Source organism: Stenotrophomonas sp. Steno-Z1, assembly GCF_056393175.1.
The window spans coordinates 1,130,431-1,143,067 of sequence record NZ_JBWJPB010000001.1 but is presented as its reverse complement, the minus strand read 5'-3'; the positions used below and the strand labels follow the sequence as shown (position 1 = coordinate 1,143,067).

The window sequence follows — 12,637 nt, the reverse complement described above, 5'->3', positions numbered from 1 at the left end:
TGAAAGCGCGGGCGGTCTGTACGGCGGACGACGTGCTCTTTGCCCGAATGGGCATTCAACGCGTACCGGGTAGGAGACCACCCCACCCCCAGGCACACCATGCAAGGAGTGGTAAAAGCGGTTTCAGTGACGGGTTTTGCAACGATTCCGATGCGACACGCCGCGCACAGGGTCCCGCAGGGACCCTGCTGCCGGCATCGCGCCGTGGCGTGCTCGCCCCTGCCTAGACCAGGCGCAGCGGCGGATGCCCAACGTGCGCCACGTGGCCGCCGGCCGCGCGTGGCGCGCCCTTGCCCGCATCCACCCGGAACGCCGCCACCGTCTGCAGCAACTGCGTGGCCTGCTCTTCCATGCTGCGCGCGGCCGCGGAGGCTTCTTCCACCAGCGCGGCGTTCTGCTGGGTGCTCTGGTCGATGTGATCGACCGCCTGGTTGATCTGGCCGATGCTCTCGCTCTGCTGCTGGGCCACCGCGCTGATCTCGGTGACCAGTGCGCTGACCCGCTTCACGTTGACCACGATCTCATCCATGGTGCGCCCTGCACTCTCGACCTGGCCGGTGCCGGTGCCCACCTTCTCCACGGAGTCGGCAATGAGCTGTTTGATCTCCTTGGCCGCACTGGCCGAGCGCTGCGACAGTTCGCGGATCTCGGTGGCGACCACGGCGAAACCACGGCCATGCTCACCGGCACGCGCGGCCTCCACGGCGGCATTCAGCGCGAGGATGTTGGTCTGGAAGGCGATGCCGTCGATCACCCCGATGATGTCCACGATGCGGCGCGACGATGCGTTGATCAGCGCCATCGTGGAGACCACTTCGTGCACGACGTGGCCGCCCTGCGCAGCCACGTCTACCGCGCCGATCGCCAGTTCGCTGGCCTGGCGCGCGTTGGCGGCGGTCTGCTGCACGGTCGCGGTGAGGCCCTTCATCGAGACCGCGGTTTCCTCCAGCGACGCCGCCTGCTGCTCGGTGCGGACCGACAGGTCGCTGTTGCCTTCGGCGATCTCGCTGGCGCCCACCGCGATGGTATCGGCGGCGAACTTGATCTGGCCGATGATCGTGGCCATCGCATCGACCAGCGCGTTGATGCCTTCGCACAGCTCGGCGATGTGGCCGGTCTTGTCCGCGGTGGCGATGTGCCCGGTGAGGTCGCCGCCCTGCGCCGCGGCCACCACCTCGCGGGTCTGCGCGACGGCTTGCTGCATGGCCTGGCTGTCGCGCACCTGGGCGGTGATGTCGGTGGCGTACTTGACCACCTTGAACGGACGCCCGTTCATGTCGAAGATCGGGTTGTAGGAGGCCTGGATCCAGACCTCCCGGCCGCCTTTGCCAAAGCGCCTGTACTGGCCGGCGTCATACTCGCCGCGCCCCAGCTTCTCCCAGAACTGGCGGTATTCCAGGCTCTGGCGGTGCTCGGGGTCGACGAACATCGCATGGTGCTGGCCACGCACCTCGTCCAGCGTGTAGCCGGTGGTGGCCAGGAAATTGTCGTTGGCCGACAGGATGCGGCCATCCAGGCCGAACTCGATCACCGCCTGCGATTTGTTGATCGCCGCCAGCTGGCCGGAGACATCGGCGGCCTGCTGCATCTGCGCGGTGATGTCGGTGGCGAATTTCACTACCTTGTAGGGACGCCCATTGGCATCCAGCACCGGGTTGTAGGAGGCCTGGATCCAGATCTCGCGGCCGCCCTTGCCCAGCCGGCGGTACTGCCCGGCGTCGTACTCGCCGCGCCCGAGCTTCGCCCAGAACTCCCGGTACTCCAGGCTCTGGGCAAGGGCCGGGTCGACGAACATCGCATGGTGCCGGCCCTGGATTTCCTCCAGCGCGTAGCCCACGGCCTGCAGGAAGTTGTCGTTGGCGTGGAGGATGGTCCCGTCCAGGTCGAATTCGATCACCGCCTGCACCCGGTGCAGCGCGGCGACCTGCGCCTCCAGCTCGCGCTGGCGCCGCTGCTGGGCGGCATCGGCGGTGCCGCGCGCATCGCGGCGGGCTACGAACGGTGCAACCAGTGCGCGCCACGGCGAAACGCCGGCGTCGGCAACCTGTTCCTGCACATGCGCATGCATGCCTGAAGTAAGCATCATCTGATCCTCGGTGCCCGGTAGCTGGTGGGATCCGGCGGGCAACATGCCCGCCGGCACATCGGTTGGCTTGGGGACGTGCGAAGACACCCGTGGGCTGGCGTCATTCCTGCGGCTTGTACAACATGGTCCTGCTTCCTGCAGACGCTGTGTTGCAAAGGCACGCGGTCCCGGCCACACGAGCGGGGGGGCAGCCAAGGGCCAGCGCGGACCCACGCGAAGGTGGCTCCAATACCCGTATCGACTGGCGTTGAGGAAAGTTTAGGGCGGACCAATCAAAGGGGGCGGCCCGGGCGGCGGGCTCAGCCCTCGCCGCCCTCGCTGGTCTCGACCGCGTCCAGCGGGTCGCTGGCCTGGCCGAGCGGCACCTCGACCTGGACGTTGTTCTTGCCCAGCGCCTTGGCCCGGTAGCACTGGGCATCGGCGGCGGCCACGGCCGAATCCACGCTCATGTTGCCGCCGATCGCCGCGATGCCGATGCTGGCGCCCACGCTGAGCCGCTGCAGGTCCCACGGGATGGTCAGGCTCCGCACCGATTCGAGCAGGTCGCTGGCGATGCGGCGGGCGCGCTTGAGCGAGCAACCGGCCAGGATTACCGCGAACTCGTCGCCGCCCAGCCGGGCCACGATGTCCGAGTCGCGCACCCCATGGCGCAGTACGTTGGCCACCGCCCACAACATCGCGTCCCCGGCCAGGTGGCCGTGGCTGTCGTTGATCGGCTTGAAGTTGTCCAGGTCGATGAACATCAGCGAGGCCGATTGCCCGGTGCGGGCCACCCGGGTGATGGCCTGCTGCAGGTGCGCCTCGAAGCCGCGGCGGTTGCTCAGTTCGGTCAACGGGTCCACCTCGGCTAGGTGGCGGGCCTCGCGCTGGCGGGCGCGCTGCTGGGTGACGTCACGGATCACCCAGACCGCACCCGTGACCTGGCCATCCTCGCCACGCAGCCAGGCCCGGGTCACATCGACCGGCACCAGCTGTGCCCCCACCGACAGCAGCAGGTCCGAGTGCAGGTCCACCGCGTTGCTGTCCGGGTCCAGCAGCACCGCGATGTCCAGGGGCGACCGCGGCGCGTACTCGGTGGTCAGCTCCATCACGTCCTGCACCTGGCCATGGGTCAGCGGCGCGGCCCCCTCACCCGCCAGCGCGCGGGTCGCGGCGGCGTTGGCATATTGGATCTGGCCGTGCAGGTCCAGGGTGAGCACCATGTCGGCCACCGCATCCAGGGTGACCCGGGTGCGCTGTTCGGAGTCGCGCAGTTGCAGGCTGCTCTGGCGCTGGGCGGTGACGTCCTGGATCTGCGACACGAAATGCAGCGGTTCGCCGTGCTCCGAGCGCACCAGCGACACCGACAACCGGCCCCAGACCACGTTGCCGGCCCTGCCCAGGTAGCGCTTGTCCATGTGGTAGTGCTCGCGGCGCCCCGCCAGCAGGTCGCCGACCAGCGCCAGGTCGGCATGCAGGTCGTCGGGGTGGGTCAGGGTCTGGAAGTCGATCTCCAGCAACTCGGCACGGGTGTAGCCGAGGATGCCGCACAGGGCATCGTTGACGTCCATCCAGCGCCCTTCCAACGACACCAGCGCCATGCCCAGCGCCGCCGAGGAGAATGCACCGGAGAATTTCTCGGCCGCCAGGTAGGCCTGCTCGCGCACTTCGATCATCGGGGTGATGTCCACGGCCATGCCCACATACCCCAGGCGCTGGCCGCCGGCACAGTTGAGCGGGCTGATCGACAACCGGACCTGGCGATGCTCGCCATCCTTGCGCACGAACGTCCACTGGTGCGACCAGGTGCCCTGTGCGGCCTGGGCGGTGAGCGCCTCGAAGACGGTCGGCATGCGCCCGTCCGCGTCGGCCTGCGGGCGCAGGTAATCCATCATTTCGTCGGGGTCGTGGAACAGGCCGGGGTTGGCCTTGCCGATCACGTCCTCGGCGCTGTAGCCCAGCAGCTTCTGCGCGCCGGTATTGAACAGGTTGATCACCCCGTCCACGTCGGTGGCAATCACCGCCACCTCGTCGGACGCATCCACCACCGCCTGCAGGCGCTGGCGCATGTTGGCCGCGTCCTGGCGCGCGTTCTGCAGGTCGGTTACATCGGCATGCGCGCCGGCCATCCACAGCGGGCGCCCCGCGTCATCCCACTCGTAGACGCGACCGCGGTCCTGCACCCAGATCCAGTGGCCGTTCTTGTGCCGCATCCGGCACAGGCTGTCGTAGTGCGGCGAGCGTCCTTCCATGTGCTCGTTGAGCAGCGCGTTGGACTGGGCCAGGTCGTCGGGATGGACCAGCCGGAAGAAGGTCTCCGGGGTGATCGGAGCCAGTTCGTCGCGGGTGTAGCCCACGATCTGTGCCCAGCGCTCGTTGACCCACATCCGCCCGTCCTGGATGTTCCACTCCCAGGTGCCGGCGGCGGTGCCCTCGATGATCATCTGCAGGCGCCGATGGCGCTCGGTGATGTCGCGCAGCGCGGGGTCGCCGCCAGACCCGATGTCGGTGCGATCGTGGCTCACCGGCACGCCCACGCGCGCGGCGTCGTGCGCGATCGCACGGCGTTGGGCCCCGCCCGGTCCTCCGGTCCTGCCTGCTGCACTGTCATCTGGCCTCCCCGCCCGAGCCCCAGCCTACGGGCATTTGAGGGGAAGTGTGACCAAAGCGGGGTGAAACCAGAAGTGCCGCCGCCAGAGCAGCCGCCCGGACAGGCCGGGGGCCGCACGCGGCGGGCCCCCGGCACCCTGCCCGGCGGAGGCTCAGCCGCCGCGTTTGGCGCGGGCGAAGGCGTCGGCCAGGGCGTTGTTGGCGGGCGGCGCGGCGCTGCCCGGGCGCGGACCGGACGGGCCGCCACGGCCGCCATTGCGCGGGCCGGCCCCACCACCGTCACGGCGGCCACCGCCTGCGCCGGCCGGGCGCGCATCGCGCTCGCCGGGGGCCTTGGCCGGGGCCGGGGTGTCATCCAGGCGCCGGGTCAGGGCGATGCGCTTGCGCGCCACATCCACCTCCAGCACCTTCACCTTGACGATGTCGCCGGCCTTGACCACATCGCGCGGGTCCTTGACGTAGGTGTCCGACAGCGCGGAGATGTGGATCAGGCCGTCCTGGTGTACGCCGATGTCCACGAACGCACCGAAGGCGGCCACGTTGCTGACCACGCCCTCGAGGATCATCCCGACCTTGAGGTCCTTGAGTTCTTCAACGCCCTCGGCGAACTGCGCCGCCTTGAACTCCGGGCGCGGGTCGCGGCCGGGCTTTTCCAGTTCCTTGAGGATGTCGCGCACGGTCGGCACGCCAAACGTCGCATCGGTGAACTGTTCGGCCTTGAGCCCGCGCAGGAAGCTGCCATCGCCGATCAACGCCTTGATCGGGCGCGCGGTGGCGGCCACGATGCGTTCGACCACCGGGTAGGCCTCGGGATGCACCGAGGACGCATCCAGCGGCTGGTCGCCGTCGGCGATGCGCAGGAAGCCGGCGCACTGCTCGAAGGTCTTGTCGCCCAGGCGCGGCACCTTGAGCAGGTCCTTGCGGCGCTTGAACGGGCCGTTGTCGTCGCGGTGGCGCACGATGTTCTCGGCCACCGTCGAGGACAGCCCGGACACGCGCGCGAGCAGCGCGGCCGAGGCGGTGTTGACCTCCACGCCGACCGCGTTGACGCAGTCTTCCACGCGCGCATCCAGCGCGCGGGCCAACCGGTACTGGTCCACGTCGTGCTGGTACTGGCCCACGCCGATCGCCTTCGGCTCGATCTTGACCAGCTCGGCCAGCGGGTCCTGCAGGCGGCGGGCGATGGACACCGCACCGCGGATGGACACGTCCAGGTCCGGGAACTCCTTGGCCGCAAACTCCGAGGCCGAGTACACCGACGCGCCGGCCTCGCTGACCACGATCTTCTGCAACCGGGCATCGCCCAGCGCCTTGATGACGTCGCCGGCCAGCTTGTCGGTCTCGCGGCTGGCGGTACCGTTGCCGATCGCGATCAACTCCACGTTGTGCTTCTGGCACAGCTGCTTGAGGGTGTGCAGCGACGCGTCCCACTGCCGGCGCGGTTCATGCGGGTAGATGGTGTCGGTGGCCACCAGCTTGCCGGTGGCGTCCACCACGGCGATCTTGCAGCCGGTGCGGATGCCCGGGTCCAGCCCGAGCACGGTCCTGGGGCCGGCCGGCGCGGCCAGCAGCAGGTCCTTGAGGTTGTCGCCAAACACCGCGATCGCCTCGGCCTCGGCCTTCTCGCGGGCCTGGTTGAACAGGTCCAGCAGCAGGTGCATGTGCAGCTTGGCACGCCAGGTCAGGCGGCACGCATCCAGCAGCCAGCGGTCGCCGGGGCGGCCCGCGTCGCGGATGCCGGCCTTGTAGGCGACGCGGCCTTCGGCGTACACGTGGCCGGCCTCGGCATCACTGCCGGGGTCCAGTTCCAGGAACAGGATTTCCTCGCGGCGTGCGCGGAACAACGCCAGCAACCGGTGCGAGGGGATCTTCGCCAGCGATTCGGCATGATCGAAATAGTCGCGATACTTGGCGCCCTGCTCTTCCTTGCCTTCGGCGACACGGGCGCGGATGACCCCGTTCTCGCCCAGCCAGCTGCGCAGCTCGCCGACCAATGCCGCATCTTCGCCCCAGCGCTCCATCAGGATGGCGCGGGCGCCTTCCAGCGCCGCCTTGGTGTCGGCCACGCCCTTGTCGGTATCGACGAAGGAGGCGGCAACGACCTGCGGGTCCCGGGTCGGATCGGCCAGCAGGCCGTCGGCCAGCGGTTCCAGCCCGGCTTCACGCGCGATCTGGGCGCGGGTGCGGCGCTTGGGCTTGTACGGCAGGTAGAGGTCTTCCAGGCGCGACTTGGTGTCCGCGGCGAGGATATCGTTGCGCAGCTCGTCACTGAGCTTGCCCTGCTCGTCGATGCTGGACAGCACCGCGGCGCGGCGGTCTTCCAGCTCGCGCAGGTAGGTCAGGCGCGTTTCGAGGTTGCGCAGCTGGGTGTCGTCCAGGCCGCCGGTGACTTCCTTCCGGTAGCGGGCGATGAACGGGACGCTGGCGCCTTCGTCCAACAGGGCGATGGCGGCACGCGCCTGGGCAGGCTGGGCGCCGATTTCTTCGGCGATGGTCTGGGCGATCTGCTGGGCGAGCTTGATGTCAGGCATTGCTTCCGGCCGGAGCCGCAGTACGGAAAGACCCGATTGTGGCAATGCATGGCGGCGGGGGGAAGGCGTTGACAGCCGGCACCTAACCTGTCGCCAATGGCGGGCGGTGCCGACCGCGGGCCGGCACTACCGGCTCATCGATAAAGCTGCGACGTGCGTTGATGGACCAGGTCGTCGCGCATCGACTCCAGCGCCATCACCCGGATCCGACCAATCCCGGGAAGCTCCATGAACCGTTCGGTGTAGATCTCCGGCCCAGCGTCGGTATCGGCCCGTGACTTGCTGAAACCATGGGGCACCAGCCCCTTGTCGCCATCCTTGCTACCACCGACATAAAGAACGATTGCCATGTGATGTGTTCCTCCAATAAAGCATCGTGCATATACAACAGCCACCAGCTTAGCGCGGCGAACCTGACTGATACGTCATTTAGCCTAATAACCATTGTTTGCATGCAGATGACGTCGCATTGCACGACGTTTTATTTACGCGGATTTAACGGCCAGATAACGCTACGGCCACCAGCCGCGCCCGGTCATCGCATACACATCGGCGGCCCGCTCGAACGGATTGCGCGCACTGACGCCCCCGCAGAGCAGGTACACCGGCAGGTACAGTGGCCCCAGTACCAGGTACTGGTAGACATGCGCGCGTTCGTGGTCGTGCAGGCCGATCACCGGCTCGGTGCACTCGCCCGCCTGGTGGGCGTAGGTGCGGCACGGCACGTCCAGCACCGGGCCGGTGTGCAGGATCACGTTGCCCAGGGTGATCGCCCCGCCCGGCCCCCACGGCCACTCACGGAACACCACCGCCAGGTCGCGCTGATTCCATGACGCACGCGCACCGGCCAGCATGCCTGCCAGGCCGGCAACCAGTCCGATCAGGGTGTTGGGCGCAGTCCACAGCGCACCCAGCCCCTGCAGGATGCGCAGCGCCGGCGTGGGCAGGCTCAATCGGCCTCGTTGGGGATCAGCAGCCACAGGATCAGGTAGACCAGGATGCCGGGGAACGCCGCCGACAGCACCGAGACCAGCACGAACAACACCCGCACCAGGGTGGAACTCCAGCCGAAGCGGTGCGCGATGCCGCCCATCACCCCGGCGATCATGCGGTCGTTGAGCGAGCGCGACAGCGGTTGCGGGGTGGCATTCATGGCAGCGGTCTCCGGCAGCGGGCGATGGCGGACTGTAGCGCGGACGATGTCTACGGCGTGCGTTGGCGCAGGGCCGTCAAGCGGGCGCCGAACCAAACCGCGGCGGTCTGCTCGGGCTGGCCCGGGCAGGCGATGCGGTAGGGCTTGCCGCTCATGCTGCTCTGGCTGGCGGCACGCTCGATGAACTGCTCGGCGGTGTCCACCTTGTCTTTCTTGAGCAGGTAGTCGTACTTGCGCTGCAGGTGCGCGCGCGCTTCGGCGGCATCGTGCCAGCTGCCATTGCGCTGGAAACGGCAGTTGGAGCCATCCAACGCACCGATCAGGCCGGCAATCTCGCGGCGGGCGCTATCGGTCGGGGCGGCCAGCGCAAGGCCGGGGGCGATGAGCGCCAGGGCGAGCACGGATCGGGTGCGATGGGTCATGCGGAACGTTCCTTCAACCAATCGGTAATCGTACCGGGAACCTCGCGCTGGGCGCGTCCGGACACATAAATGCCGATGTGGCCGCCGCGGAAACTGCTTTCGGTGTAGTCCGCGCTGCCAATCCGCCCGCGCATCGCGCGTGACGCATCCGGCGGCACCAGGTGGTCCTGCTCGGCGTAGATGTTGAGCACCGGCAGGGTCACCTGCGACAACTGCACCGTGTCCTCGCCGATGCGCACGCCGTCGTGCATCAGGCCGTTGGCCTGGTAGAACTGCTTGATGAAGTCACGGAACGTCTCGCCGGCCAGGTCGGGCGAATCGAAGATCCACTTTTCCATGCGCAGGAAGTCCTCCAGCGCGGCCTTGTCGTCGAGGATGTCGAGCAGGCCGACGTACTTCTGTACGTTGAGCCGGAACGGCTTGAGCATCAGGTAGCTGGCATTCATCAGGTCAGCCGGGATGTTGCCCAGCGTGTCCACCAGCAGGTCCACGTCCACCTGCCGTGCCCAGTGCGAGAGCATGTTGTCCGGGGTCTGGAAGTCGACCGGGGTGACCATGGTGATGAGGTTGGCCAGCTTGTGCTGGCGCAGCGCGGCATAGCACAGCGCGAATACCCCGCCCTGGCAGATGCCGAGCATGTTGATCGGCGCCCCGCTTTGCACCTGCAGGTGGTCCACCGCGCCATCGACGAAGCGCAGCAGGTAGTCCTCCAGGGTCTGGTAGCGCTCGGACCGATCGGGGTAGCCCCAGTCCAGCACATACACGTCGTGGCCGAGGGCCAGCAGGCGTTGGACCAGCGAGCGGTCGGCCTGCAGGTCGACCATGTACGGGCGGTTGACCAGCGCGTAGACGATCAGCAGCGGGGTCGCATGCACCGGCGTGTCGGTACCGACGAACCGGTACAGCGCGACCTTGCCGTCGCGCCAGACCTCCTCGCGTGCGGTGGCGCCGTAGTCCACGTCCTCCACCGACGGCAGCAGGGTGAGCCCATCCAGCAGCTTGCGCTGCATGGCCAGGGTTTCCTGCAGCAGGTCGTCCGCGTTGAAGCCCAAGGGCCCTTTCATGGCGTGCGCGTCTTCTTCGGCCGGGCCGCTACGGGGGTTGCAGCGGCCTTGGGCGCGGATTTCTCCGCCGATTTACTGCCGGCTGATTTACCGGGGGCTTTACGAACGACTTTCCCAGCGGCGGTTCTGGAGGGCTTGGCCGACGCAGCGGCGGCCGCGCCCGGCGACGCCGTGCCAGCGCGCGTGCGCGCCGGCGGCGGTGTTTTCGGCGCGGAGGAGGCCTTCGGCGCCGCATCCGCCATCATCCGCCGGACCAGCCGCTCCAGTTCGGTGATGCGGCGATGCGCCGCGTCCATCTCGGTGCGGGTGGGCATGCCGATCGCCTCGCAGACCCGCTCGATCTCCTGCTGGGTCGCTGCGCGCAGGCGCATCTGCGCATTGCCGAGCGACGCATAGATGCGCTGGAACGCTTCGGACATGGCAACCTTGGCATACGCCTCTTCGGCGGCCTCGATCCACAGGTCGAACATCGCCCGGGCACTGGTCAGCTGGTTGCCGGGCTGCTCATGCTCGGCCAGGCGCTGTTCGAACAGCTTGAACGCCTCATCGAGCGCCTGCTTGATCTGGTCCACGTAGTCGCTGGAGTGCGCCTGGTACTCCTGCTGGGCGCGCAGCAGCGCCTGCCAGCGGGCCTGGTGCTCGCGGCCTGGACCGAACGCCGGGCTCTGCAGCCACGGCCCGAGGTCGCGCTGCAGCGTTTCCAGCAGCTTCAGCAGGTCCGGTCCACCGGCTTGGGTCTGCCCGCGCGCGCCCTGCAGCATCCACTGCAGCAGCCCGTCGCCCTGGCCTTCCACGGCCTGCTTCCAGGCCTGGGCCACGTCGGCACTGCTGGCATCGCGGCCGGCGAACTGGGCCGCCACCTGCTGCATCGTGCCGTACCAGCCGCCGGCCTGTTCGCGGAAACGGTGCACCGCCGCGTCGGCCGGACTGCTGGTGGCGTTGGGCATCATCTGCGCCCACCAGTCGATGGCCTGCTGCCAGCTGCCCTGCCCCGCTGCGCCGGGACCGCCCGGCCCAGGCGGCACCGCGGCATGCCGCAGCGCATCGCCCCAGGCGCTGAAATACTGCCGCGCCAGGGCCTCGATGTCGCCTGCATTGCTGCCGCTGCCGGCGGTGCTCATGCCAACACTCCGTGCAGGATCGAATCGAACGGCATGGGCGTGTTCCGGCTCACGGCTTGGGGATGCGCAGGGTCTTGCTGATCATCAGCGAACCAGACAGCGCGAACAACAGCACCATCGGGTGCAACTGCCACGGGCCCAGCTGCCACTGGCCCAGCCACAGGTCTTGGCCGATCGCGCCCATGCTGGCCGCCACGGCCAGCACCACCACCAGCGCCAGGCTGGTCGGGATCGGCGTGCCCTCGAAGTACGGCACTTTGTCGCCTTCGCCGGCCAGGGCCTCGGCGGTCACGTTGTAGCGCGCCAGCCGGCTCACCCCGCAGCACACGAAGTAACTCAGTACCAGCCAGTCCCAGCCGCCCTGCATACCGCAGGCATAGGCCAGCGCGGCCGGGGCCACGCCGAAGGAAATGATGTCCGACAGCGAGTCGAGCTCGCGGCCCAAGGTGGAACTGGACTTGCGCCAGCGCGCGATGCGCCCGTCCAGCGCGTCGAAAATGAAGGCCAGCGGGATCAGCGCCATGCCGAAGAGCAGGTAGCTGCGCTCGCCATCCTGCAGGAAGCGCATCGCGGCGAACACCGCGCCGGTGCCGCAGAAGGCGTTGGCCAGGGTGAACCAGTCCGCCAGGTGGAACTCGCGCAGCATCGAGAAGTGACGTTTCATGGAATATCTGTTGACGGCAATCGCAAGAGAGTACCGCGACCGGCCCGAACCGTCACAGAGCAGATGGCCGCCAGCATCCCGGTCCGCGTTGCCGTCGCCTTCACGCGACGACGACCTGCGGTGAATTTTTGACCACCCATCTTGACAGCAAGGAGCGGCGGGGGCTGCCACCGCTTATCCACAAACTTGCGCACCAGTCATCCACACCCCCTGTGGACAACTCAGTCTCAATAGACGCGACGGTGGTGATTTATTGATCACCCGCCGTTATCTCCGGCTGCTCCGCAGGCACTGTGGCCCCGCAGCGCGGTGCGCTATGGTGCGCGACGGGCCCCGCCGCCGCCCGTCCTGCCCGCTCCTGCCCACTCGCTTCCGCAGCGGGCGATGAGTGCAACCAGATCGAGCCGCTGCCCGTCCATACGGCGATTGCCGGCGCCTGCCAGAACGCAGGTCCAGCGGCTGCGGGCGCGTCGATGGTGCCGGGCAGCGCAATGGCCGGCCTGGGCCGCCGTGCTGCTTACAGGCGGGTAAAGCTCCACGACTGCATCGCGCCGTCGCGGTAAGGCATCACCCCGTGGAAGGCCCGCGGGTCCTCGCCGAACACCAGCGGCAGGAAGCTGCGGTCGCCCTCCCACAGCGGCAGCGCGTCCAGCTTGTCCAGGTCCACCCACTCCAGCGTGCCCTCCGGGTTGGAGGTCAGCGGGGTGCCGGTGAAGTCATCGATGATGAAGACGAACCCGAACCAGTCCTCGCCGTTCTTGCCGAACCCCGGCCAGCTGATCGTGCCCCGCAGGCGCATGGTGCCGCATTCGATCCCGGCTTCCTCGCGGATCTCCCGGCGCATGCAGGCGGCGGCGTCTTCGTCGCGCTCCATCTTGCCGCCCAGCCCGTTGTACTTGCCGAGGTGCAGGTCGCCCGGCCGGGCATTGCGGTGGATCATCAGGGCCTGGGTGCCATCGGGTGACAGCACGTAGCCGAGGGTGGCCATGATCGGGGTATAGGGCATG

The 12,637-nt window shown here is 68.3% G+C and carries 11 protein-coding genes; all 11 read right to left on the bottom strand.

What is annotated here, in order from left to right; genetic code table 11:
* Nucleotides 1-223 precede the first annotated feature (223 nt).
* Nucleotides 224-2,086: a methyl-accepting chemotaxis protein gene (locus AC06FD_RS04965; protein WP_478077131.1), complete on the bottom strand. Its 1,863-nt coding sequence runs from the start codon at nt 2,084-2,086 to the stop codon at nt 224-226.
* 299 nt (nt 2,087-2,385) lie between these two features.
* On the bottom strand, nt 2,386-4,590 hold the full coding sequence (locus tag AC06FD_RS04960) for a PAS domain S-box protein (RefSeq protein WP_478077130.1): 2,205 nt from the start codon (nt 4,588-4,590) through the stop codon (nt 2,386-2,388).
* 237 nt (nt 4,591-4,827) lie between these two features.
* Nucleotides 4,828-7,206: a Tex family protein gene (locus tag AC06FD_RS04955; RefSeq protein ID WP_478077129.1), complete on the bottom strand. Its 2,379-nt coding sequence runs from the start codon at nt 7,204-7,206 to the stop codon at nt 4,828-4,830.
* A gap of 134 nt (nt 7,207-7,340) precedes the next feature.
* Nucleotides 7,341-7,556, bottom strand: coding sequence for a hypothetical protein (locus AC06FD_RS04950; RefSeq protein WP_259202974.1), 216 nt, complete (start codon nt 7,554-7,556; stop codon nt 7,341-7,343).
* A gap of 162 nt (nt 7,557-7,718) precedes the next feature.
* Nucleotides 7,719-8,159, bottom strand: a complete 441-nt coding sequence (locus AC06FD_RS04945) for a hypothetical protein (RefSeq protein WP_259202976.1) — start codon at nt 8,157-8,159, stop codon at nt 7,719-7,721.
* Nucleotides 8,156-8,359 (bottom strand): PspC domain-containing protein, encoded by a 204-nt coding sequence (locus AC06FD_RS04940; RefSeq protein WP_259202977.1) that lies wholly within the window; start codon nt 8,357-8,359, stop codon nt 8,156-8,158. The genes AC06FD_RS04945 and AC06FD_RS04940 overlap by 4 nt, the downstream gene beginning before the upstream one ends.
* Nucleotides 8,360-8,409: 50 nt before the next feature.
* The gene (locus AC06FD_RS04935; protein WP_449336328.1) at nt 8,410-8,781 is read right to left on the bottom strand and encodes a YfeK family protein; all 372 of its coding nucleotides are present in this window, start codon (nt 8,779-8,781) and stop codon (nt 8,410-8,412) included.
* The gene (phaC, locus tag AC06FD_RS04930; RefSeq protein ID WP_259202979.1) at nt 8,778-9,845 is read right to left on the bottom strand and encodes a class III poly(R)-hydroxyalkanoic acid synthase subunit PhaC; all 1,068 of its coding nucleotides are present in this window, start codon (nt 9,843-9,845) and stop codon (nt 8,778-8,780) included. Before phaC ends, AC06FD_RS04935 begins: the two co-directional genes overlap by 4 nt.
* Complete coding sequence (gene phaE, locus AC06FD_RS04925) at nt 9,842-10,966, bottom strand: class III poly(R)-hydroxyalkanoic acid synthase subunit PhaE (RefSeq protein ID WP_478077128.1); 1,125 nt, start codon at nt 10,964-10,966, stop codon at nt 9,842-9,844. The genes phaC and phaE overlap by 4 nt, the downstream gene beginning before the upstream one ends.
* 49 nt (nt 10,967-11,015) lie before the next feature.
* The gene (locus AC06FD_RS04920) at nt 11,016-11,630 is read right to left on the bottom strand and encodes a CDP-alcohol phosphatidyltransferase family protein (protein ID WP_259202981.1); all 615 of its coding nucleotides are present in this window, start codon (nt 11,628-11,630) and stop codon (nt 11,016-11,018) included.
* Nucleotides 11,631-12,147: 517 nt separating this feature from the next.
* On the bottom strand, nt 12,148-12,636 hold the full coding sequence (locus tag AC06FD_RS04915) for an NUDIX hydrolase (protein WP_259202982.1): 489 nt from the start codon (nt 12,634-12,636) through the stop codon (nt 12,148-12,150).
* Between the last annotated feature and the right edge of the window lies 1 nt (nt 12,637).